Source organism: Achromobacter sp. FW305-C-13, from assembly GCF_058783475.1.
This window is the reverse complement of the sequence record NZ_JBYSYN010000001.1, coordinates 980,203-1,002,755: the sequence shown is the minus strand read 5'-3', so window position 1 is coordinate 1,002,755 and position 22,553 is coordinate 980,203. Positions and strand designations below refer to the sequence as shown.

The window sequence follows — 22,553 nt, the reverse complement described above, 5'->3', positions numbered from 1 at the left end:
GGGTGCGCGGGCGGACGGTCAGTTCGCGGCAGAGGCGGAAGCCTTGCCAGCGGCCGCGACCTTGGGCTCGGCCGCCGGCGTCACGCTGACTTTCTGGCCGGGCACGGCGGCGTTGACGCCGCCCACGATGACGCGGTCGCCCGCGTTCAGGCCCTCGACGATGTGCCAGTCGCCGCCGCGCATCGTGCCGGTCTGCACCAGCCGGGACTCCACGACCTCGTCCTTGCCCACCACCATCACCTGCGGCTTGCCGTCGGTGCTGCGCAGCACGGCGCGCTGCGGCACCAGGATGGCTTCGGGGTCCACCCCTTGCCGCGTCTGCACGCGCACGTACATGCCCGGCAGCAGCAGCACGTCGGGGTTGGCGAATTCGCCGCGCACGGACACCTGCCCCGTGGTCCGGTCCACCGCGATGTCCGAGAACAGCAGGCGCCCGTTGCGCTTCTGGTCGGTGCCGTCGATGGTGAGGGAAATGGCGGCACCCTCGCCCTGCCCCAGGCTGCCGTCCTGCAGCGCGGCGCGCATGCGCAGCATGTCCGCCACCGGCTGGGTGAAGTCCACGTAGATCGGGTCCAGTTGCTGGATCTTCGCCATAACGGTGGCCTCGTTCTGGCCCACCAGCGCGCCTTCGGTGACCTGGGCGCGGCCGATGCGCCCCGAAATCGGCGCCTTGACCGTGGCGTAGTCCAGGTTCAATTGCGCGGTTTCCACGTCGGCCTGCGCCGAGCGGCGCGCGGCCTGGGCGCTCTTGAGCGTGGTGGTGGCGGTGTCGAAGTCCTGCTGGCTCACGGCTTCGATCTTGACCAGCGGCGTATAGCGCTTGACGATGGCCTGGGCGTCCGACACGGCGGCATCCGCCTTGGCCAGTTCGCCCTGGGCGCGCGACAACGCCGCCTTGAACGGCGCCGGATCAATGCGGAACAGCACGTCACCCGCCTTCACGTCGGCGCCTTCCTCGAAATTGCGGCTAAGCACGATGCCCGCCACGCGGGCGCGCACTTCCGCCACCCGCATGGGTTCCACCCGCCCCGGCAACGCGCTGGTCAGCGCGTAGCGTTCGGGTTGCACCGCCAGCACCTGCACGGCGCGGGGATCGGACGCCTGCGAATGCGCGTCCTCTCCAGCCCCGCAACCTGCCAAAACGATCGACATCACCAACGCCGTCAGCGGCCACTGCCACCTGGTCTGATTCTTCAACATAGCAACCCCCGCCCGCGGCGTCCTGAATTCAACAAGTCGCTGATGCTACCCGATTGCTTAATTTGAATCAATAACGATTCATTTGATTCTGTGAAGTTGATTACATGAAGCTTAACAAGTTTTTACTTGCCAACTTCGCCAAAGTTTGTACAAAGTGAATCACGCATGATTCAATAACGCCTGATGAAGTTCCATGACAGAACAGGGGCAGAACATGTCTGACGAGGCGGGGCACGAAAAACTTCTGGTGGCGTTGGCGATGGCAATGGTCGACCAGCCCCGGGGCACCCTGCAGGAACTGGCGAAAGCCGTGGGCGTGAGCAAAGCGACGCTATACCGCTTCTGTCAGACGCGGGACCAGTTGGTCCTGCGACTCACGACGCATTGCGCCCACGTCATGAAGAAGGCGCTGGCGGACTCGCATCTGGATACGGCGCCGCCGCAAGAGGCGCTGCGCAACCTGATCCATCAGAATCTGGCGCACAAGGAATTGACGGCTTTCCTGATGTACAACTGGAAGCCCGACAACGAGCAGCAGCCCGACATCATGAACAGCTGGTCGGGGTATCAGGAATCGCTGGACGCGTTCTTCCTGCGGGGGCAGCGCGAAGGCGCCTTCCGCGTGGACATGACGGCGGCGGCGCTGACGGAGATGTTGTTCGGCGTGCTGACCAGCATGGTGGACGCCGAACGCCGAGGACGCGTCGCCCGCCTGGGCATTGCGTCCGTGGTCGAGCAGATGATGCTGCACGGCATTGCTGCCGAACCGGTCCGCGCCCCGGCCTGAGGCGCGCTCCCGGGATACCTTTATGCAGCGGCTACCGGCCGCCCGTAGAACGGGTAGTTCGGGTCGTTGTAGCCGTGCGTCGACGCATGGCCGGGCGTCACCCAGCCGTCCACGACGGCTTCGTCTTCCGCCGTGATCTTCACGTCCAGCGCCGCATAGTAGTCGTCCATCTGTGCCAGCGTGCGCGGGCCGGCGATCACGCTCGTGATGACCGGATTGGCCAGCACCCAGGCGGTGGCGAAGTGGCCCGGCTGCACGCCGCGCGCCGCGCTGTGCTGAACCAGCTGCTGCGCAATCTGCAGGGACTCTTCACGGAATTCGGTAGCCAGGATGCGGCGGTCGCCACGCCCGGCACGGGTATCGGCCGCCGGCGCCTGGCCAGGCAGGTACTTGCCCGTGAGCACGCCGCGCGCGATGGGGCTGTACGGCACCACGCCCAGTCCGTAATGCTTGCAGGCGGGCAGGATTTCCACTTCCGGACCGCGATTGAGCATGTTGTAGTACGGCTGGCACACCACCGGTTGCGGCACGCCCAGCTTTTCGGCAAGGCGCATGACCTCGGCAATGCGCCACCCGCGGAAGTTCGACAAGCCGAAGCTGCGCAGCTTGCCCGCGCGGATCAGGTCGCCCAGCGCCCACAGCGCTTCTTCCAGGTTTTCCTCGTGGTAGTCGCGGTGCAGGTACAGGATGTCCATGAAATCCGTGCCCAGGCGCGAGAGGCTTTGCTCCACGCCGCGCATCAGCCACTGGCGCGAATAATGCGCCTGGTTCGGGCCCTTGCCCACCGGGTTGCCGATCTTGCTGGCCAGCACCCAGTCGTGGCGCTGCCCCTGCAACAGCCTGCCCACCACTTCTTCCGAACGGCCTTGGTTGTAGACGTCGGCCGTATCGATGAAATTCAAGCCATGGTCGCGCGCCGACGCGACAATGCGCGCCGCCTCGTCATCAGGCGTCTGTTCTCCGAACATCATGGTGCCCAGGCATAGCGGCGAAACGCGCAGATTGCTGGTTCCCAGTCGGCGGTAGTTCATGGCTTCATTCCTTGGTCGGTAAGAGGTCAGAATGTTACGCCTGTGGCGCGTCCACCGCTGCAAGGATCTTGCCGAACAGTGCATCCGCATGGGCGGAATTCAGCCAGCGCACGATCACCACCATCTTGCGCTCGGGCTCCACCCAGGTGAACGAACTGCCCGCCCCCACGCCGAAGAAGCTGCTGGCCGGCACGCTGGGAAATACGCGGCCTTCGTGGTTCAGCCAGATCAGGTAGCCGTAATACGGCGCGATGGCGCAGGGCGTGCGCATCGCTTGAATCCATTCCCGCGACAGGATCTGCTTGCCATTGGCCTGGCCGTCGTTCAGCAGCATCTGGCCAATCAGCGCCTGGTCGCGCGCGCTGATGGACATGCCGCCGCCCCAGTGGGATCCGCCCGGCACCGACGGCATGCGCTGGCCGTCGATCTCGACCCAGGCGGTGTCGTAGCCCACCCATTGCCAGTCTTCGCTCGCGCCGATGGGGCGCGTGACGGCTTCGCGGAACACGTCCGGCAGCGGCTTGCGGAACAAGTGCAGCAGCGCGTAGGACAGCTGGTTGATGCGCACGTCGTTGTATTCCCAGTAGGTACCGGGGCGCTGCAAGGGGCGCGCGTCGCCCTTCTTGCCATCGGGCGGCACGCCGAACGTGACGGCGCGATAGCGGTCCGCCTGGTCCGACACGCCGAAGCGCTCGCCTTCCCATTCGCTGGTCTGCTGCAACAGGTGACGCCACGTGATGTCTGCGTTCTGCCCTTCGTCGAAACCGATGCCGGGCACCCGCTTGCCGACGGGCTCGTCCACATCGGGCAGCAGGCCGCGATCATGCGCCACGCCCGCCAGGATGGCCAGATACAGCTTGGCCACGCTGAAGGTCAGGTCGGCGCGCTCGGGCTCGCCCCAGGACGCGACGGTCTTGCCGTCGACCACGACCACGCCCGATACCGGGCCGCGGTCATGGATCGGCCCCAGCAGGCGGTTCCAGGGCGGCGGATCGTTCAGGTGCACGCCGAAATTGCCCTTGACGCTGCGGTCCCAGGTGGATTCGTGTTCATTGGCGAACTGGATCGCCTGCTGCATAAGCGTGTTCATTGCTTCCCTCGTTATTGTGGTGTGTCAGGCCGTGGCGCCTTCGGGCGTGCGGGCCAGGAATTCCATTGCGGCCTGCATGCCGCCCGCGCGGTGCGGCACGCCGGCGGCGGCCAGACCCATCTCGACGCCGGCCAGGGTGCCGCACAGGGTCAGGTCATTGAAGTGGCCAAGGTGACCGATGCGGAAGACCCGGTCGGTCAGCTTGCCCAGGCCCTGCCCCAACGACATGTCGAAGCGGTCCAGGATGATCTTGCGCAGCGCGTCCGCGCCGTGACCCTCAGGCATCAGCACAGCGGTCAACGCAGGGCTGTGTGCGGCCGGATCCAGGCTTAGCAATTCCAGCCCCCATCCGGCCACGGCCAGGCGCGTGGCACGCGCATGGCGTTCGTGCCGCGCGAACACACGCGGCAGGCCTTCGGCTTGCAGCATGGCCAAGGCCTCGTGCAGGCCGTACAGCAGGTTGGTCGACGGCGTATACGGGAAATAGCCTTTGGCGTTGGCGGTCAGCATGTCGCGCCAGTCCCAGTAGGCGCGCGGCAGGCGCGCGGTGTCGGCGGCGGCAAGCGCCCGCGCGCTGACGGCATTGAACGCCAGGCCGGGCGGCAGCATCAGGCCCTTTTGTGAGCCGGCCACCGTCACGTCCACGCCCCATTCGTCATGGCGGTAGTCGATCGAGCCCAGCGACGAAATCGTGTCCACCATCAGCAGCGCGGGATGCGCGGCGCGGTCGATCGCGGCGCGCACGGCGGCGATGTCGCTGGTGACGCCCGTCGAGGTTTCGTTATGCACCACGCACACGGCCTTGATGCGGTGCTGCGTGTCTTCGGCAAGGCGCGCGCCGATCACGGCGGCGTCCACGGGGTGACGCCAGTCGCCTTCGATGTAGTCGACCTCAAGCCCCAGGCGGCCCGCCAGCTTCTTCCACAGGCTGGCGAAGTGGCCGGTTTCCACCATCAGCACCCGGTCGCCCGGCGACAGCGTGTTGACCAGCGCCGCTTCCCACGCGCCGGTGCCCGACGACGGAAAAATGACCACGGGGGATTGCGTCTGGAAGACCTGCTTGACTCCCGCCAGCACGGCCAGCCCCAGCGCGCCGAACTCCGGCCCTCGATGGTCGATGGTGGGCTGATCGATGGCCCGCAGCACGCGGTCAGGCACATTCGTCGGCCCCGGAATCTGCAGGAAATGCCGGCCGGACGGATGGGAGTTCAGGGTAAGCATGCGTAGCCCCAGAGTGGAATTTTTTGTATACCAACGAAAGATGCGCGACGCGTAAACGACGTTTGTCTCGCATGCGGACTTGCGGCATGCGCCACTCTATCCCATTGTTTTTACATCGATAACCTAGGGTATACACCCATGATTGAACCGCAGGCCACAGGTTTATAGTCTAGAAAAATACGGGGAAATGTTGGTATACCAATGAGCAGCAATCCTAGCCTGATGCCGAATCTGGCAAGGTCGGCAGATGCCGGCCGCGCCGATTCCGATGCGACGCCAACCGCCAGGGTTCCGCCCTCGGCGCCGCGCGCCGCCGGCAACGGCCGCACGCTGCCCGGCGCGGTCGCCAGCCAATTGCGCGAACGCATCATCCAGGGCGAATTCCCGCCCGGCTCCCGCCTGAACGAACGTGCGCTGTGCGACCTGCTGGGCGTCTCGCGCACCCCGATGCGCGAAGCGTTCCGCGTGCTGGCGGCCGAAGGGCTGGTGCAGATCGAACCAAACCGCGGCGCGCAGGTGGTGGCGCTGTCTGAGGCGAACATCCGCGAAGCCTTCGAAGTGATCGGCGGACTGGAAGCCATGTCGTGCCGGCTGGCGTGCGAACGGGCGACGGATGTCGAGATCGCGGAAATCCGTGCGCTGACCTACGAAATGATGGCCAGCCACGCCCGCCACGACCTGCCTACCTACTTCCGCACCAACCGCGAAATCCACGAACGCATCAGCCTGGCCTCGCACAACAGCCAGCTCAAGCAGCTGTACGACGCCCAGAACGCACGCATCCAGAACCTGCGCTTCGTGTCGAACGAAGACCGCCAGAAATGGGATCTGGCAATGCGGGAACACATCGAAATGGCCGACGCCCTGGACGCGCGCGACGCGGACCGGCTGGCGGGCATCATGCGGCAGCACTTGCAGCGCAAGTGCGAGGCCGCCTTAAAGACGTTGAACGCAGGGCAGGCCCCCGCGACCGCGCAGTCGTCCGGATCGGGTTGAAGCCCTTCCCAGCCCACGGACGACAACGATAAGAACCAGGGTGGCGCGGCCCGGAGCGAGATGATGGATACGCAGTACATGTAGTGCCTTCCAGAGGAGCCTTCACCATGGCTGATTGTCGCTTCACACCCGTCTCACCCGCCTTGCCCTCCCGCCGCACCCCTGCCCTGAACGCGCTTGCCGCCGCCTTGCTGGCCTGCGCCACGCTTGCCTCCCAGCCCGCGCTGGCCGGCAAGAAGGACGACACCTTGCGCATGGCCTACGACCAGGCGCCGGAAAGCGTGGACCCGTATTTCAACAACGTGCGGATCGGCGTCATCATCGCCGCCAACGTCTGGGACACGCTGCTGTACCGCGACCCCGTCACCAACGAGTACAAGGGCCAGCTGGCCAAGAGCTGGAAGCAGGTCGACGACAAGACGATGGAATTCGAGTTGCGCGAAGGCGTGAAATTCCATAACGGCGAGGAGTTCGACGCGGACTCGGTCGTGTACACGCTGAACTACGTGGCCGACCCCAAGAACAAGGCCGTCACCCAGCAGAACGTGGCCTGGATCGACAAGGTCGAGAAGATCGACAAGTACAAGGTGCGTCTCACCACCAAGGAGCCCTTCCCCGGCGCCAAGGAATACCTGTCCACCACCGCTGCCATCCATCCCGCCAAGTACTACCAGGAAGTCGGTCCCAAGGGCATGAACGCCAAACCCGTGGGGTCGGGCCCCTACAAGGTCACCGACTACCAGCCCGGCAAGTCCATCACGCTGGAGCGCAACGCCGACTACTTCAAGGATTCGCCCAAGGCGCAGCCCAAGATCGGCAAAGTCGTCATCCGCTTCATCCCCGACCGCCAGACCCAGATGGCCGAAGTGATCTCGGGCGGCGAAGACCTGATCATGAGCGTGCCCAAGGACCAGGCCGAACAGCTGGGCCAGATGCCCAACCTGCAAATGGTCACGGGCAACACGATGCGCATCGTCTTCATGCAGATGAACATCCAGGACGGCACCCCGGCGCCCCAGCTGAAAGACGAGCGCGTGCGCCGCGCCATCATCCACGCGATCGACCGCAACGCCATGCTGAAGAACATCGTGGGCGAAGGCGGCGGCCTCATCAACACCATCTGCACCCCGTCGCAAGTGGGCTGCACGCAGGATGGCGCGCCCACCTACAAGTACGACCCGGCGCTGGCCAAGAAACTGCTGGCGGACGCCGGCTACGCCAACGGCTTCGACATTGACATCGTGGCGTACCGCGAACGCAACCAGACGGAAGCCATCATCAACTACCTGCAGGCCGTGGGCATCCGCGCCAAGCTGAACTACCTGCAGTACGCCGCCATGCGCGACATGATCCGCGCCAACAAGGCGTCGCTGACCCACCAGACCTGGGGGTCGAACCTGGTCAACGACGTCTCGGCGTCCACGCCGGTGTACTTCGCCTTCGGCAACGACGACGTCACGCGCGACGCCCAGGTGCGGGACCTGCTCAACAAGGGCGACCACACGATCGACCCCGCCCCCCGCAATGCGGCCTACAAGGAAGCGCTGGACCTGATCGCGCAAAAGGCCTATGCGGTGCCGCTGTGGACGCTGCCCGCCTACTACGTCGCCACCAAGGACGTGAACTTCAAGCCCTACTCGGATGAGCTGGTGCGCTTCTGGGACATGAGCTGGAAGTAAGGCGCAGCGTTGCGCCGGGCAGGCATCGCGCCGCCCGGCGCCGCGAAACGATAGAGGAAGTCCTATGCTTTATTTCACGATCAGGCGCCTGGGCCTGGCGGCGCTGGTGGCGCTGACCGTTTCGATCCTGGCGTTCCTGCTGCTGCACCTGTCCGGCGACCCGGCCCTGGCCCTGGCGGGCGAAGGCGCGCGCCAGGCGGACATCGACATGATCCGCAAGACCTACGGGCTGGACCGGCCGCTGGCGGTGCAGTACGCCGACTGGCTCTGGCACATCCTGCAAGGCGATTTCGGCACGTCGGTGTATTTCAAGACCGAAGCCGGCCCGTTGATCCTGTCCAAGCTCAAGACCACGCTGCTGCTGGGCATGGGCGCACTTGGGTTCGCGCTGCTGATCTCCATTCCGCTGGGCGTGCTGGCCGCGCTATATAAAGGCAGCCTGATCGACCGCATCTGCCTGGCAATCGCGGTGCTGGGCCAGGCGCTGCCCAACTTCTTCTTTGCGCTGATCCTGATCATGCTGTTCTCGATCTCGCTACGCATCCTGCCCGTGTCGGGCAGCGGGACGTGGCAGCATTTCGTGATGCCGGCCATCGCCCTGGGCTATTACGTGGCGCCCGCCTTCATGCGGCTGATCCGCGCCGGCATGATTGAAGTGCTGGGCGCGGACTACATCCGCACCGCGCGGGCCAAGGGCCTGCCCGCGCGCAAGATCATCTTCAAGCATGCGCTGCGCAACGCCATCGTGCCGGTGGTGGCCCTGGCCGCCGTGCAGCTGGGCTACCTGCTGGGCGGCTCCGTCGTCATCGAAACCATCTACGCGCTCGACGGCCTGGGCTACCTGGCCTACCAAAGCATCACGTACAAGGATTACCCCGTCATGCAGCTGATCGTGCTGCTGCTGTCCGTGCTGTATGTGCTGCTGACGCTGGCCGCCGATATCGCCAACGCGTGGCTGGATCCGCGCATCCGGGTGTCCTGACATGAATACGCCTACCCTCACCCCTGCCGCGCCCGGCGCCCCCGCACCGGCTCCGCTGGAACTGTCCGCCTCCACGCTGCGCTGGCGCCGCCTGCGCCGCAACAAGGCCCTCTTGGCCGGCGGCGGCATTCTGCTTGCCATCGTGCTGATCGCGCTGCTGGCGCCGTGGATCTCTCCGCACGACCCCTACTTCCAGGACCTGGCCTACCGTACCGCGCCACCGGTCTGGTACGAAAAAGGCACCTGGCTGCATCCGCTGGGCACCGACCAATTGGGCCGCGACTATATGTCCCGCCTGTTCTACGGCGCGCGCATTTCGCTCTTGATCGGCATCAGCGTGGCGCTGATCTCCGGGCTGATCGGCACGGCCATGGGCATGGCCGCCGGCTACTTCGGCGGCAAGGTCGACATGGCGGTGTCGTTCCTGATCACGACCCGCTTGTCGATGCCGGTCATCCTGGTGGCGCTGGCTACCGTGGCCATCGTCGGCGGGTCGCTCTGGGTGGTGATCCTGGTGCTGGGCCTGTTGAAATGGGACCGCTACGCCGTCGTCATGCGCAGCGCCACGCAGCAGGTGCGGTCGCTGGAATACGTGGCTGCGGCGCAAGCCGCGGGCGCGTCCACCTGGCGCATCGTCTGGGGCGAAGTCCTGCCCAACGTCGTGCCGCAGCTGATCGTCATCGCCACGCTGGAAGCCGCCAGCGCCATCCTGCTGGAAGCCTCGCTATCGTTCCTGGGCCTGGGCGTGCAGCCGCCGCTGCCGTCCTGGGGCCTGATGATTTCCGAGGCCAAGGCCTACATGTTCTTCTCGTTCTGGCTGATCGCCATCCCGGGCTCGGCGCTGGCGCTGCTGATCTTCGCAATCAACCTGGCTGGCGATGGGCTGCATCAACTGCTGACGCCTGAAGAGAGGGCCTGACCATGATCGACAAAGAAATCGTCCTGGACGTACAAGGGCTGACCGTCGACATCGCCACGCCCCGCGGCCCGCTGCACGCGGTGCGCGACGTGTCCTTCCAGGTCCGGCGGGGTGAAACGCTGTGCCTGGTGGGCGAATCGGGCTGCGGCAAGTCGATGACCTCGCTAGCCATCATGGGGCTGCTGCCCAAGGCCGCGCAGCGCAGCACCCGCCGACTGTCGGTGTTGGGCGAAGACCTGTCGGCTGCGCGCGGCCGCCGCATCAACGCCCTGCGCGGCAGCAAGATGGCGATGATCTTCCAGGAACCGATGACGGCGCTGAACCCGGCCTACCCCATCGGCGAACAGCTCACCGAGCACTACATCCATCACCGCCATGCCACGAAGCAGCAGGCGCGCGACCGCGCCATCGAGCTGCTGGAGAAAGTCGGCATCGCGTCCGCCGGACAGCGGCTGACGCAGTACCCGCACCAGTTGTCCGGTGGACTGCGCCAGCGCGTGATGATCGCGATGGCGCTGATGTGCGGCCCTGAACTGCTTATCGCCGACGAGCCCAGCACCGCGCTGGACGTCACCATCCAGGCCCAGATCCTGCGCCTGCTGGCCGACTTGCAGGCCGAGCTGGGCATCGCCATGGTGCTGATCACGCATGACCTGGGCGTGGTCGCGCGCATCGCGCGGCAAGTCGCCGTGATGTATGCGGGCCAGATCGTCGAGGAAGGCCCCGTCGAGAGCATCTTCGCCACCCCGCGCCATCCCTACACGCAGGGGCTGCTGGGCTGTATCCCGGTTCCCGGCCGCACGCCGCCCGGCGAATCGCTGGGCACCATCCCCGGCGTCGTGCCCTCGCTGGTGGGCGACCTGCGCGGCTGCGCCTTTGCCGACCGCTGCCGCTACGCGCAGCCCCAATGCCGCGACACGATCCCCGTCTACGGCCACCCGCCCGAACAGCAATGGCGCTGCATCCGCCAAGAGGAAGGAGTTCCGGCATGACCGCGCTCTTGCAAGCCGAAGCCGTCAGCCGGCAATTCTCGATCCGCGCGGGGCTATTCCGTCCGCGCAGCACGCTGCATGCCGTCAACGGCGTGGACCTCGCCGTGGAACGCGGCGCGGTGCTGGGCATCGTGGGCGAATCCGGTTGCGGCAAGTCCACCCTGGCCCGCATGCTGCTGGGCCTTACGCCCCCCACCGAAGGGGCCATCAAGCTGGACGGCCAGGACATCCGGCAGATGGACCGCCGCGCGCTCGCCCGCCGGGTGCAGCCGATTTTCCAGGACCCGTATTCGTCCTTGAACCCGCGCCGCTCCATCGCGTCCATCGTGTCGCTGCCGCTGGAGGTGCACGGCATCGCCAACCCCAAGCTGCATAAAGCGATCGAGATGCTGGAGCGGGTCGGCCTGCCGCCGCGCCTGGCGCACAACACGCCGGGGCAATTGTCCGGCGGACAGCGCCAGCGCGTGGCCATTGCCCGGGCGCTGGTCATGCACCCCGAGATTGTCATCTGCGATGAGCCCACCTCGGCGCTGGACGTGTCGGTGCAGGCGCAGATCATGAACCTGCTGATGGACCTGCGGCGCGAGTTCAACCTGACCTATGTCTTCATCAGCCACAACCTGGCGGTGGTGGAGCACATCGCCACCCACGTTGCAGTGATGTACCTGGGCCGCGTCGTGGAGTCCTCTCCCACGGCGCAACTGTTCCATGACCCGCGCCATCCGTACACGCAGGCGCTGCTGGCATCGGTGCTGACGCCGGAGCCCGGCCTTGGCATCCCCGATATGGGGCTGGGGCTGTCGTTTCCCGACCCGCTGCATCCGCCGCCGGGCTGCCCCTTCCATCCGCGCTGCCAGTACGCCATGGCGCAATGCAGGACCGAACGCCCGGCGCTGGCGCTGCGCGACGAATCCGTGGTGGCCTGCCACCTGTACCCGACCTCTTCCTCTCATCCCGACGGAGCCCGACCATCATGACCCGTGAGCAAGCCATCGCCCAAGCGGAACACTGTTTTGATTCGGGCGCCTTCCGCGCGCTATTGGCGCGCCGGCTGGCGCTGCCGACGGAAAGCCAGAATCCGGAGCGCGCCGCCGTGCTGGCCGACTACCTGGAATCCGAGATCCGCCCGGCATTCGAAGCCTTGGGATTCACCTGCCGCACGCTGACCCACCCCAAGGCGCTGGCGCCTTTCCTGTATGCCGAGCGCATCGAAGACCCCGCCCTGCCCACCGTGCTGGGCTACGGACACGGCGACGTCATCCGCGGCCTGGAAAAGGAATGGAAGGACGGCCTGTCGCCGTGGGCGCTGACCGAGGCCGAGGGCCGCTGGTACGGCCGCGGCATCGCCGACAACAAGGGCCAGCACACGATCAACATGGAGGCGCTGCGGCTGGTGTTGGAAACGCGCGGCAAGCTGGGCTTCAACGCCAAGTATCTGATTGAAATGGGCGAAGAGACGGGGTCGATGGGCCTGCGCGAGCTATGCGCCGAGCACCGCGACCTGCTGGCCGCCGACCTGCTGATCGCCTCAGACGGCCCGCGCCTGGCCGCCGAGCGCCCCACCATTTTCCTGGGCGCGCGCGGCAGCCTGAACTTCGACCTGAGCATCGAGGCGCGCGCCGGCGGCCATCACTCCGGCAACTGGGGCGGGCTGATTTCCAACCCCGGCATCCAACTGGCCCACGCCATCGCCACCATTGTCTCGCCCACCGGACAGATCCGCATCCCGGAATGGGTGCCGGCCGAACTGCCGGCCGCCGTGCGCCGCGCACTGGCCGATTGCCAGGTGGACGGCGGCGCGGACGGCCCGGAGATCGAACCGGAATGGGGCGAGCCCGGCCTGTCGCCCGCTGAACGGGTGTTCGGCTGGTGTTCCTTCGAAGTCCTGGCCTACAAGACGGGCAACCCCGAAACACCCGTCAACGCCATCCCGCCGCGCGCCTGGGCCCGCTGCCAACTGCGCTTCGTGGTGGGCGTGGACCCGGAAGACCTGATCCCCGCGCTGCGCCGGCACCTGGATCGCCAGGGCTTTCCGATGGTCAAGATCGCACTCACGCGCGAATCCATGTTCTGCGCCACCCGCATCGATCCCGACGACGCCTGGGTGCAATGGGCGGTGGATTCGCTGGAACGCACCTCCGGCGAAAAGACCGCGCTCTTGCCCAACCTGGGCGGATCGCTGCCCAACGACATCTTCACCGACGTCTTGGGCCTGCGGACGATCTGGGTGCCGCACTCGTATCCGGGCTGCTCGCAACATGCGCCCAACGAACACCTGCCGCCGGAATTGCTGCGCCAGGCGCTGGGGCTGATGACCGGGCTGTACTGGGACCTGGGCGCAGGCGGTACGCCCGCGGTCGCGCGTTAAGGCTTATCCGGCGCGCGCAGGAAATCGATGAAGCGCCGGACCTTCGCGCTGACGTGGCGGGTGTCAGGGTAGACGGCATACACCGGTTGCGGCGGCAGCGAAATCGTCGGCAGCACCCGCCGCAACGCGCCCCGCGCCAGCGGTTCTTCCAGCAGCCAGTCCGGCAACGCGGCCACCCCGCAGCCGGCTTCGGCAAACGCCAGCAACGCCGACGCCGTGTCGGCATGGGCCACAGGCGCGACCCGCAGCGCGTGTTCTCGCCCTTTGCCATCGGTCACGCGCCAGTGGTCGCTGCGTCCCGGCCGGTTGGCCAGCCAGGGCATCGCAGCCAGGGCCTCCAGCGTGCGCGGCGCGCCATGCTCCGCCAGCAACGCCGGGCTGGCCACAAGCAGAAGCTTGAATTGGCCGATCGGCGTGGCGCGATAGCTGGAATCCGCCAGCGTCCCCACGCGGATCGCCAGATCCAGCCGGTCGCCGATCAGGTCGGCGTGCGCGGAACTGGCCTGGTAGCTGACCCGCAGCGCAGGATGGCGCCGCGCGAAAGCCGCCAGGGCGGGCGCCACGATACGGTTGCCGTAATCCACCGTGGCGGTCACGCGCAAGCTGCCCGCCAAGGTGGCCTGCCCCGACCGCGCCTGATCCACGGCCGCGTCGGCCTCGCGCAGCAGTCGCGCGCATTCCGCATAAAAGCCTTCGCCGGCCTCGGTCAGCGCCAAGCGCCGGGTGCTGCGGGTCAATAGCGCCACTCCCAGCTCTTGTTCCAGCTGCTTGAGGTTGAAGCTGACGACCGCTTTGGTCGTACCCAGCGTGTCGGCAGCCGCCGTGAACGAGCCGGCTTCAACGACCGCGACGAACATCCCCAAACGATTCAGGTTGATCATGGGCGCATCCCATTGTCAAAAAAATACGAACAGTATATCTAGCCATTTGAGCTTCTTTCAGAACACCGGCCTACCTAGAATGGCGCTCCTTATTGTCTTTGAAGCCCGCCATGACGGACCTTTCTACCCCTTGCCTGCGCCTGACGCTGGACGCCCACGCCCTGATCGAACAATGGATCGGCCAGCCCGACGCGCCGGACCACGTCCTGGCCCACCTGCTGTCGCGCTTTGCGCCCGGCTTCACCATGATCGCCACCGACGGCCAGCGTCTGGACGGGAACGCGCTACCCGCTTTGTTCGCCGGCCTGCGCGGCGCGCGCCCGGGCCTGAAGATCGACATCGACGACATGACGGTGCACCACGTGGACACGGCGTCGGTGCTGCTCACCTACCGCGAACGGCACGTCTGGAACACGGGCGCTACGCAGCGACGCGCGACCGTCCTGTTCACAGCCGGGGCGGGTGAGCTGCCGCAATGGGCGCATCTGCACGAAACCTGGGCGTGACCCGACGGCGGCGGGCGGCCATATCCCCTGCAGCTATATGCAAGCGGGGAATAAATCGTTGGCGTGGGCGGCATGAATCATTAGAGTCCAACGCCGTCCCGTCGTGCCGGCAATCCGCCAGCGCGCGCCCCCGATACGAGCCGCTTTCATGCCCTTCCGATTCCAAGCTGTACGCCGCACCACCCTGCTTGCCCTGACGCTGGCCCTTGCCGGCGTCGGCACCGCCCACGCCGAACAACGCGTCATCCGCATCGTCGTCCCTTACGGCACGGGCGCCGTCCAGGACACCATCGCCCGCGCCATCAGTGACGAGCTGGGCCAGGCCTTGAACGCCTCCATCGTGGTGGAAAACCGCGCTGGCGCGGGCGGCACCGTAGGCACGTCGCAAGTGGCCCGCGCCACGCCGGACGGCAACACCCTGGTGCTGGCCGCGGCCAGCCACAACATCGCCGGCTATCTGTACAAAAACCTCAGCTACGACCCCTACAAGGACTTCACGGGGGTCGCCTACCTGGGCAACACCGGCTACATCATCCTGGCGTCCGCCGGCCTGCAGGTGAAGAACACGGCTGAATTCATCCAGGCCGTCAAAGCGAAACCGGGCGCCTACGATTACGCGTCGGCCGGCAACGGCAGCGCCTCCCACCTGGGCATGGCCTCGTTCCTGACCGCCGCTGGCGTCCAGATGCAGCACATCCCGATGAAGTCCACGGGCGACGCCGTCACGGAACTGCTGGCCGGACGCGTGCAAGCCGTCACCGCCGCCACCATCGGCGTCACGGCGTACCGCAACGACCCGCGCGTGACGTTCCTGGCCTACACCGGCAAGACGCGCTCGCGCTTCGCGCCCGACCTGCCCACCGTCGCCGAAAGCGGCTTGCCGGGCTACGCCTTCGATTCCTGGCTGGGCCTGCTGGCGCCCGCCGGCTTGCCCTCGGCCGAACGCGCCAAGATCAATGCCGCGGTCAACAAGGTGCTGGCCGACCCCAAGGTGCAGGCTCGCCTGGCATCGCTAGGCGTCGAAGCCGAAGCCAAGTCCCCCGAACAGTTCCAGGATCTGCTGAAGGCGGACTGGGAAGCCGCCGGCAAGCTGGTGGCCGCTTCGGGCGCGCGGGTCGAGTAGCCAGGCGGCGCGTGCTTGCTGCCCCCCCGAGGGGGCGTTTTTTGTCTTGGGGCGGCCCGGCGACGGAAAATGCCCCCACGCTACGCACGCGGCGCGTGCTTGCTGCCCCCCGAGGGGGCGTTTTTTGTCTTGGGGCGGCCCGGCGACAAAAAAAAAAGCCTCCGGCTAGGAGGCTTGGCGTGGCGGTTGCCGGTCGCGTTGACGATCCGGGTCGGGGTCCCGTATGCCGTCCAGCAGCAGGTCGGTGATGAATTCCGCCAACGCCTGCTGCTGCGCGGCGTCCGGCAGTTGGCGCGTGAAGCGTTCGATGATGCCCATCAGCGACTGCGCGAACCAATCGGCCGGAATCGCCGCCCGGAACAGCCCCGCCTGCTGCTCGGCGCGGACGTTGTCGGCGATCATCGCCACCAGTTCGTCCTTCAGCGCTTCAGCCGCGGCCACCTGGAAGAAGCCGATGCGGGTCAGGTTAGGATCTTCCTGCAAGATGGCAAGCAGGCCGCGGACGCCACGGCGGATTCGGTCCGACATTTGCGTACCGTCCAGGTCAGCGGGCAAACGCGCCAGGCTGATGGCCTGCCGCAAGCGCTGCGCGAACATGCCGACCAGTTCGTCGTAGGCCGCTTGCTTGCTTGAGAAGTATTGATAAAAGACAGGCTGGGTCACACCGGCGCGGGCGACAATGTCGCTGATCCGCGTTTGCTGGAATCCGCGCTCGGCGAACTCCGCCGCGGCGACCTGCAGAAGCTGTAACCGAGTGCGTTCACCCTTCGTGAGCCGCTTGTCTTGCAATAAAGAAGAGGGTCGTGCCGTAATCATCGCGAGAAAGTACTACCCTTCCTGGCTTTCCGCCACTACTTCCCAGAATGGTCAGGCTGCCGGATGTCACGATCGTTACGCATGTTGCGACATGTCGAAAAGCGCCCCGTACGGCTATTGAATCATCCTGCAAGCCGCATCGCCGTGTGCGGCGCCAGCCAAGGTTGCCAATCCGGCGACGCGATTGATGGAATGCTGAAACATTGCATCGTCGCAAATTGGCGACAAAGGGCCGGAAATACCTCGGCCCAGCTAGCGGTATTCCACCATCGTCGCCCTGAAGTCACTTGAAATGACCGTAGCGTTTGCAACATATTTTGGTGCTCCCGCAGCAGTAAAGTAGCGTTATCGCCGCGAGTCTCTTATATAGAGGCTGTTGCGCGGCGACTCAGGAGCAAGATCATGAAACGGTTTACAGGCCGGAGGGTTGTCGTGGCGTTGGCGCTTGCCGTTGCGAGCGCGCCCGTGATGGCCGGCGGACGCGGCGGTGGTTGGGGTGGCGGCGGCTACCACGGCGGCTATCACGGCGGTAATAACTATCACCACCACGGCGGTGGCGGCAGCAGTTCGGCGGGCTGGTGGGTGGGCGGCGCCTTCGCGTTGGCGGCGGTCGGCCTGTTGCTGGCGGCTGACTCCGGCCCCAATTATGTGCAGACTGGGGTGTATGCCTCGCCGGGCGTGGCCTATACGAGCCCGCCGGTGTATGCCGCGCCCGTCTACGACGCGCCTCCCGTCTACAGCGCCCCGCCCATTGCCTACGCGCAACCGCAGCCGCAATACGCACCCGTGCAATATGAATCTGCGCCCAAGGTCAATTCGGCCCAAGCCAATGCCACGAGCGATTGCCAGCGCTGGGCCATGAACCAAAGCGGCTACGACCCGGCAACCATTTCGCAATGGACCACGCAAGTCATGGTGGATTCCTACAACCACGCGCTGGATTCCTGCATGAACAGCCGCGGCTACCGCGCCAACTGACGCCGCAACCCCGGATATTCCCCATTGTCCTGACGCGCCGGCCTGCACACACTGCATGCCGGCGCGCCGCATTGGACGGCCCGCTAATACGCGCGGCCGTCACGCCGGGCAACAAGGGAAAGCCATGCTCAACTTCAAGCGGTTCGCCGGCCTTTGCGCATTCAGCGCAGTTTGCGCCGCCTCGTTCTCCGTCCACGCCCAGACCGACGCCAAGTCCCAGGCCCTGACCATCGTGGTGCCTTACGGCGCCGGGGGCATCGTTGACAACACCGCGCGCGCCTTTGCGCAGAAGCTGGCCGTGGAACTCGGCCGGCCCGTCGTCGTTGAAAACCGCGGCGGCGCGGGTGGCATGATCGGCATGAACACCGTGGCCCGCGCCCACGATGAAAACACCTTGGGATTTACCGCCGTCAGCCCGGTCACGTTGTCGCCACACGTCATGAAAACCCTGTACGACCCGCTGAAGGACCTGGCGCCGGTGGCTGCCGTGATGTACTCGCCGGTGTACCTGGTGGGCGGCCCGAAATTCACGGGCAAGGACTTCAAGGACATGCTGGACCAGGCCAAGGCGGACCCCGACGGCTTGTCGCTGGCGACGGCGGGCGTCGGGTCGCTGGGGCACCTGATGCTGGAACAAATCAACGGCCAGGCCAAGGTGCGCATCACGCACGTGCCGTACAAGGGCATGGCGCAGATGGTGCCGGACGCCCTGGGAGGTCAGTTCACGCTGATGCTGGTCAACGCGTCCGCCCCCGTCAACACGCTGATCGACGAAGGCAAGCTCAAGCTGCTGGCGGTGGGCTCACCGTCCCGCCTGCCCGGCCGGCCGGACGCGCCGACCTTTGCCGAACTGGGCTATCCCATGGCGAACATGACGTCGACGTTCGGCTTTTTCGCCCCGGGTACATCCAGCGCCGATTTCCGACGACGCATGAACGCCGTCATCAACCAGGTCGCCGCCATGCCTGACATCAGCAAGCCGCTGACCGATGCCTTGAACATCATGTCGCCCGGCAGCGTCGAGCAATTCGCGCAACAGGTGCAGCGGGAATACGCGGACAACGGCAAGATCGTAAAGGCCGCGAATATCCGCAGCGAGTGATTTGCCCCCGGCGCTCAGGGTTCAGCGGCGCCAGCCGCGCCAGGCGCAAAGCAGCCCGGCGGCCAACAGCAGGGTCGCCGGCATCACCCAGACAAACCCCGAAGACGTGTAGACCACCTGGTCGTCGGGATCGTAGTAGCGGCCCAGTTCGTTGAAATCCCACTTCAGGTAGAACGCGTACCAGGCGTAGTAGAAGAACGCGGATAGCGGCAGGCACAGCGCGGCGGCGACACGCGCCGGCCACCGCCGGCCGCTGGCCACCACGCCGGAGCACCCGGCGGACGACCCAAGCCGCCCGGTCAGCACCAGGACTGCCAGCAGCGCCAGGACCACGGCGCCTGCGCTAATCCACATGCTGCGCCTCCCATTGCGCCAGACAGGCCTGGGCCTCGCCCCATTGCTTTTCACTGAAGACCTGCACGCCCGCCCGCGTCAGCAATTCCGCCGTCACGCCCACGCCCGGTTGGCGGCGGCCCGCGAAATGGCCGTCATACACATAACCGCTGCCACAGGACGGGCTGCCTTCTTTCAGTACCGCCACACGGATGCCGCGCTCCCGCGCCGCCGCCAATGCCGCGTGCGCGCCCTGCACGAACGGCAGGGTGACATCTTCACCCGTCACCGCCACGACCCGGGCGCCGGCGTCCAACACCGCAGCGGCCACCTTGCCGGGTTCGATCTCGGCGGGCGGCCGGGGAATGGGCATCCCGCCTGCCACCTCCGGACAGACCGGCACAACGCGGCCTTCGGCCAGCCATTGCGCCAGCACGGCGTCGCCATTGGGCACGCCGCGCCCGTCGTAGCGGACGGGGTTGCCCAGCAGGCAGGAACTGATCAATACGTATTGCATGGAAAATCCGGCAGGCAGTAGGCCAACGGGCGGCCCGCAAACTGCGGCGCTGGCCCAAAACGTGGAATCATAGTCCACCAGGGCCGTGCACTTCTGCCCGCCTAGGCGCCCTGGTCCGCGCCGCCTTCCTCCGCCTGCACCCAGGCGCGCAACCCCGCATCCTTGACCTGCAGGATCTCAAACAGGCCCAGCGCGCGCAGGGCGGGCAGCGCGTCCTGGATATCGCGCCGGGCCGCGTCCACCGCCTGCGGCGCCGCCAAGGGGTCCAGGCATATGCGCGCGTTCGCCAGGAAGGCGCCCACCGTCCCTTTGCGTACGGCAACGCCGTTGAAGTTTCCTTGGTCTACGCCGTCCGGCAAAACGTCCTGTGCTTGCATTTGTTGCTCCTGAGGGTTGGACACAAGCGCTACGATAGGCGTTGCCGGCTGGCAATTCTGCGGTGTTTCTGACATTCAATACGGTAATTCGGCCATATGGAACCCTTGGCTCTCCCTCCGCCCTTGCTGGCGCCCGAACGCGCCCGCTCGCGGCAAGGCCCCCGGCTGATCGCCGTGCGCCGCGCAGACGGCGCATTGCGCGACACCGCCATGCATCGGCATGCGCGGGGGCAATTGCTGGGTGCCTATCAAGGATTGTTGACCGTCTATGCAGGCGAGCAGCAATGGGTGGTGCCGTCCATGCGCGCCGTCTGGATTCCGCCCGATCATCCCCACGGCCTGCGCTCTCACGGCCCCTATGCCGGCTACAGCGCCTACCTGAGCCCGGCCGCCTGCGCCGGCCTACCGGCCTCACCCTGCCTGCTGCGAGCTTCCGCATTGCTGGTGGCCGCCGTGGACCGAGCCGCGGCGTGGGAAGACGGCGCACCCGATACGGCGCGCCGCCACATCGAAGCCTTGATCCGGGAAGAAATCCGCACGCTGCCGCGAGCGGGCGCGGCGCTGGTGCTGCCGCGCGACCCGCGGCTGCGACGCTTGGCATTGGCGCTATCGGATGCGCCGTCCGACACCCGGCAACTGGACGCATGGGCCAAGACCATCGGCATGGCGCCGCGGACGCTGGCGCGCCGCTTCCAGGCGGAAACCGGCATGACGGTCGGTGCATGGCGCCAGCACGCCCGCTTGATGCGGGCGCAGGAAATGCTGGCCGCCGGCGCGCCGGTCACCACCGTGGCCTTGGACCTGGGCTACGACAACGTCAGCGCGTTCATCGCCATGTTCAAACGCGAATTGGGTGTGACGCCGGGCCGCTACCGCAGCCCGGCAATCTGAACCGGCGGCGCCTCAGGATTCCGAGGCCGCCGTCTTACGCGGCTGGCGCGTACGGCTGGTGGTCTTGCTGGCCGTCTTGCTGGCCGTCTTGCGGGCGGGCTTGGCGGCCACCTCATCGGTGGTTTCAGCCTGCGGCGCAGAGGCCGTCACGGCCTTGGCCGTGGCCGTGGCCGTCTTGGTGGCGCTGCGGCCGCGGGTAGCGGCGCGTTTGACCGCCGGCGTGGCCGGCGCCTCTTCAACCGGTCTGGCCTGGCCGCCGGCGAACGGGTCCGAAACCTTGGCGGGCGCCTTGGCGGGTTCGCGACGCGATTCTGCAGCAGGTTCGACAAACGTCCATTCGGCGATATCCACGGCAGGCAGCGGCTGGCGAGCTTGCGGCAATGGCGTGGGCATGGGCGGCAGCCGCGAGGGTTGGACAGGCTTGGGCGCCTGGGCGCGGGCCAGCGCATCCGCGCGCATGGCCTCCAGCGTGGCGGCTTCCTCGGCAAGCTTCTTGGCGGTTTCCTTGTCGACTTCCGCCTGCTTGGCGGCTGCGACCTGCTTGTCGGCCTCTGCCTGTTGGTTGGCTTCTGCCTGCTTGTTCGCCTCTACCCGTTGGCTGGCTTCTGCTTGTCCGCCGGCCTGAACCAAGGCCTCGGACGGCGCGGCCGGTTCCTCAGATGCCGCATCCGACGGCACGGCCACAGCCGCTTCCGCATGCTGGCTGGCGCCCCTGCCCGACTTGCGCCCACCGCGCGATTTGCGGGAAGGACGGGGGTTGGCTTCCTCTTGCACCGCGCCGGCTTGCACCGCGCCGGCTTGCGCTTCGTCGGCCTCGACGTCGGCCGGCGCCGCCTGGCGGCCTTGCGCGGAACGGGATCCGCTGTGGCCACCCGAGCGGTTCACGGCCGGTGCGCTGTCGGCGCTGTCGCGATAAACGTAGGTGCCGGACTTCTCTTCACGACCCACTTCCAGAAAGCCGCGCGACTGCGCTTCGTCCAGCAGATTGCCGAAGGCGCGAAAGCCGTAGTACGACTCGTTGAAATCCGGTTTGCGGCGCTTGAGCGCATCCTTCAGCGCCGACGCCCAGATCTTGCCACTGTCGCCGCGCTCGGCCATCAGCGCCTCGAAGGTCTCGACGACCATTTCCACCGCCTGGGTCTTGCGGGCCTCAAGCTCTTCCTTGCGGCGGCGCTCTTCGTCCGGCGTCCGGCGCTGGCCGGCGTTGGTGCCGCCCCGGTTGTCGCGGCGCGCGTCGGCGGTGCGCTGGCCTTCGCGGGCCAGATCGTCATAGAAGATGAATTCGTCGCAGTTGGCGATCAGCAGATCGGACGTGGATTGCTTGACGCCCACGCCAATGACCTTCTTGTTGTTTTCGCGCAGCTTGGATACCAGCGGCGAAAAATCGGAATCGCCGCTGATGATCACGAACGTGTTGACGTGCGACTTGGTGTAGCAAAAGTCCAACGCGTCGACGACCAGGCGGATATCGGCCGAATTCTTGCCCGACTGGCGCACGTGCGGAATCTCGATCAGCTCGAAATTGGCTTCGTGCATCGGGGCCTTGAATTCCTTGTACCGCTCCCAGTCGCAATAGGCTTTCTTGACGACGATGCTGCCCTTGAGCAGCAGGCGCTCCAGCACGGGCCGGATGTCGAATTTCTGGTATTTGGTGTCGCGCACACCCAGCGCTACGTTCTCGAAGTCGCAGAAAAGCGCCATGCTGACGTTTTCGTTGGGGGTATTCATGTGGTTCTCCAATGCTGCGGCGGCTGTAGCGGCTGA

The 22,553-nt window shown here is 66.4% G+C and carries 23 protein-coding genes; 13 read left to right on the top strand and 10 right to left on the bottom strand.

What is annotated here, in order from left to right; translation table 11 throughout:
- Window positions 1-18 precede the first annotated feature (18 nt).
- A complete protein-coding gene (locus AC3WMU_RS04455) occupies window positions 19-1,200 on the bottom strand; it encodes an efflux RND transporter periplasmic adaptor subunit (protein WP_492281912.1) in 1,182 nt (393 codons plus the stop codon).
- 214 nt (window positions 1,201-1,414) lie between these two features.
- Here AC3WMU_RS04455 and AC3WMU_RS04450 point away from each other — a divergent pair, with 214 nt between their 5' ends.
- Window positions 1,415-1,987, top strand: coding sequence for a TetR/AcrR family transcriptional regulator (locus AC3WMU_RS04450; RefSeq protein ID WP_167389990.1), 573 nt, complete (start codon window positions 1,415-1,417; stop codon window positions 1,985-1,987).
- A gap of 20 nt (window positions 1,988-2,007) precedes the next feature.
- Here AC3WMU_RS04450 and AC3WMU_RS04445 read toward each other — a convergent pair whose 3' ends face one another.
- From AC3WMU_RS04445 to AC3WMU_RS04435, 3 genes are read right to left on the bottom strand one after another with little or no spacing between them, the layout of a single operon-like run.
- Window positions 2,008-3,018, bottom strand: coding sequence for an aldo/keto reductase (locus AC3WMU_RS04445; protein WP_424625784.1), 1,011 nt, complete (start codon window positions 3,016-3,018; stop codon window positions 2,008-2,010).
- Window positions 3,019-3,052: 34 nt separating this feature from the next.
- Complete coding sequence (locus AC3WMU_RS04440) at window positions 3,053-4,108, bottom strand: serine hydrolase domain-containing protein (protein ID WP_234704787.1); 1,056 nt, start codon at window positions 4,106-4,108, stop codon at window positions 3,053-3,055.
- Between the two features lie 24 nt (window positions 4,109-4,132).
- On the bottom strand, window positions 4,133-5,329 hold the full coding sequence (locus tag AC3WMU_RS04435) for a pyridoxal-phosphate-dependent aminotransferase family protein (RefSeq protein ID WP_492281911.1): 1,197 nt from the start codon (window positions 5,327-5,329) through the stop codon (window positions 4,133-4,135).
- 201 nt (window positions 5,330-5,530) lie between these two features.
- On the opposite strand from AC3WMU_RS04435, the gene AC3WMU_RS04430 reads away from it, so the two are divergent.
- The 7 genes from AC3WMU_RS04430 to AC3WMU_RS04400 all read left to right on the top strand — a co-directional run bounded on the left by AC3WMU_RS04430 (window position 5,531) and on the right by AC3WMU_RS04400 (window position 13,265).
- Window positions 5,531-6,325 carry a GntR family transcriptional regulator gene (locus tag AC3WMU_RS04430; RefSeq protein ID WP_492281910.1) on the top strand — a complete coding sequence of 265 codons (795 nt, stop codon included), beginning with the start codon at window positions 5,531-5,533 and terminating at the stop codon, window positions 6,323-6,325.
- Window positions 6,326-6,432: 107 nt separating this feature from the next.
- Window positions 6,433-8,004 (top strand): ABC transporter substrate-binding protein, encoded by a 1,572-nt coding sequence (locus AC3WMU_RS04425; RefSeq protein ID WP_492281909.1) that lies wholly within the window; start codon window positions 6,433-6,435, stop codon window positions 8,002-8,004.
- Window positions 8,005-8,068: 64 nt separating this feature from the next.
- A complete protein-coding gene (locus AC3WMU_RS04420; RefSeq protein WP_006224390.1) occupies window positions 8,069-8,986 on the top strand; it encodes an ABC transporter permease in 918 nt (305 codons plus the stop codon).
- 1 nt (window position 8,987) lies between these two features.
- On the top strand, window positions 8,988-9,905 hold the full coding sequence (locus AC3WMU_RS04415) for an ABC transporter permease (protein ID WP_006224389.1): 918 nt from the start codon (window positions 8,988-8,990) through the stop codon (window positions 9,903-9,905).
- A gap of 2 nt (window positions 9,906-9,907) precedes the next feature.
- A complete protein-coding gene (locus AC3WMU_RS04410; protein WP_492281908.1) occupies window positions 9,908-10,897 on the top strand; it encodes an ABC transporter ATP-binding protein in 990 nt (329 codons plus the stop codon).
- Window positions 10,894-11,874 (top strand): ABC transporter ATP-binding protein, encoded by a 981-nt coding sequence (locus AC3WMU_RS04405; RefSeq protein WP_492281907.1) that lies wholly within the window; start codon window positions 10,894-10,896, stop codon window positions 11,872-11,874. The genes AC3WMU_RS04410 and AC3WMU_RS04405 overlap by 4 nt, the downstream gene beginning before the upstream one ends.
- A complete protein-coding gene (locus tag AC3WMU_RS04400) occupies window positions 11,871-13,265 on the top strand; it encodes a M20 family metallopeptidase (protein WP_492281906.1) in 1,395 nt (464 codons plus the stop codon). Before AC3WMU_RS04405 ends, AC3WMU_RS04400 begins: the two co-directional genes overlap by 4 nt.
- On the opposite strand, the gene AC3WMU_RS04395 is transcribed toward AC3WMU_RS04400, so the two are convergent.
- Entirely contained in the window at window positions 13,262-14,146 is an 885-nt protein-coding gene (locus tag AC3WMU_RS04395) for a LysR family transcriptional regulator (protein WP_492281905.1), read from the bottom strand. The two genes, AC3WMU_RS04400 and AC3WMU_RS04395, sit on opposite strands and share 4 nt — an antisense overlap.
- 110 nt (window positions 14,147-14,256) lie before the next feature.
- Here AC3WMU_RS04395 and AC3WMU_RS04390 point away from each other — a divergent pair, with 110 nt between their 5' ends.
- Together AC3WMU_RS04390 and AC3WMU_RS04385 are read left to right on the top strand one after the other, a co-directional pair.
- Complete coding sequence (locus tag AC3WMU_RS04390; RefSeq protein ID WP_492281904.1) at window positions 14,257-14,652, top strand: hypothetical protein; 396 nt, start codon at window positions 14,257-14,259, stop codon at window positions 14,650-14,652.
- Between the two features lie 148 nt (window positions 14,653-14,800).
- Window positions 14,801-15,775, top strand: coding sequence for a tripartite tricarboxylate transporter substrate-binding protein (locus AC3WMU_RS04385; RefSeq protein ID WP_424625406.1), 975 nt, complete (start codon window positions 14,801-14,803; stop codon window positions 15,773-15,775).
- 165 nt (window positions 15,776-15,940) lie between these two features.
- Here AC3WMU_RS04385 and AC3WMU_RS04380 read toward each other — a convergent pair whose 3' ends face one another.
- Entirely contained in the window at window positions 15,941-16,564 is a 624-nt protein-coding gene (locus AC3WMU_RS04380) for a TetR/AcrR family transcriptional regulator (RefSeq protein WP_234818197.1), read from the bottom strand.
- 429 nt (window positions 16,565-16,993) lie between these two features.
- Here AC3WMU_RS04380 and AC3WMU_RS04375 point away from each other — a divergent pair, with 429 nt between their 5' ends.
- Both AC3WMU_RS04375 and AC3WMU_RS04370 read left to right on the top strand, forming a co-directional pair.
- Window positions 16,994-17,569, top strand: a complete 576-nt coding sequence (locus tag AC3WMU_RS04375; RefSeq protein ID WP_492281903.1) for a hypothetical protein — start codon at window positions 16,994-16,996, stop codon at window positions 17,567-17,569.
- 124 nt (window positions 17,570-17,693) lie between these two features.
- Window positions 17,694-18,671, top strand: coding sequence for a Bug family tripartite tricarboxylate transporter substrate binding protein (locus AC3WMU_RS04370; RefSeq protein WP_492281902.1), 978 nt, complete (start codon window positions 17,694-17,696; stop codon window positions 18,669-18,671).
- A gap of 21 nt (window positions 18,672-18,692) precedes the next feature.
- Here AC3WMU_RS04370 and AC3WMU_RS04365 read toward each other — a convergent pair whose 3' ends face one another.
- From AC3WMU_RS04365 to AC3WMU_RS04355, 3 genes are all read right to left on the bottom strand, one after another.
- Window positions 18,693-19,025 carry a hypothetical protein gene (locus AC3WMU_RS04365; RefSeq protein ID WP_492281901.1) on the bottom strand — a complete coding sequence of 111 codons (333 nt, stop codon included), beginning with the start codon at window positions 19,023-19,025 and terminating at the stop codon, window positions 18,693-18,695.
- The gene (locus tag AC3WMU_RS04360; RefSeq protein WP_035212956.1) at window positions 19,015-19,521 is read right to left on the bottom strand and encodes a 2-thiouracil desulfurase family protein; all 507 of its coding nucleotides are present in this window, start codon (window positions 19,519-19,521) and stop codon (window positions 19,015-19,017) included. The genes AC3WMU_RS04365 and AC3WMU_RS04360 overlap by 11 nt, the downstream gene beginning before the upstream one ends.
- A 101-nt stretch (window positions 19,522-19,622) precedes the next feature.
- A complete protein-coding gene (locus AC3WMU_RS04355) occupies window positions 19,623-19,898 on the bottom strand; it encodes a hypothetical protein (protein WP_006224376.1) in 276 nt (91 codons plus the stop codon).
- A gap of 96 nt (window positions 19,899-19,994) precedes the next feature.
- Here AC3WMU_RS04355 and AC3WMU_RS04350 point away from each other — a divergent pair, with 96 nt between their 5' ends.
- Complete coding sequence (locus tag AC3WMU_RS04350; RefSeq protein ID WP_492281900.1) at window positions 19,995-20,789, top strand: AraC family transcriptional regulator; 795 nt, start codon at window positions 19,995-19,997, stop codon at window positions 20,787-20,789.
- 12 nt (window positions 20,790-20,801) lie between these two features.
- Here AC3WMU_RS04350 and AC3WMU_RS04345 read toward each other — a convergent pair whose 3' ends face one another.
- Window positions 20,802-22,517, bottom strand: coding sequence for an NYN domain-containing protein (locus tag AC3WMU_RS04345; protein ID WP_006224374.1), 1,716 nt, complete (start codon window positions 22,515-22,517; stop codon window positions 20,802-20,804).
- Window positions 22,518-22,553 lie beyond the last annotated feature (36 nt).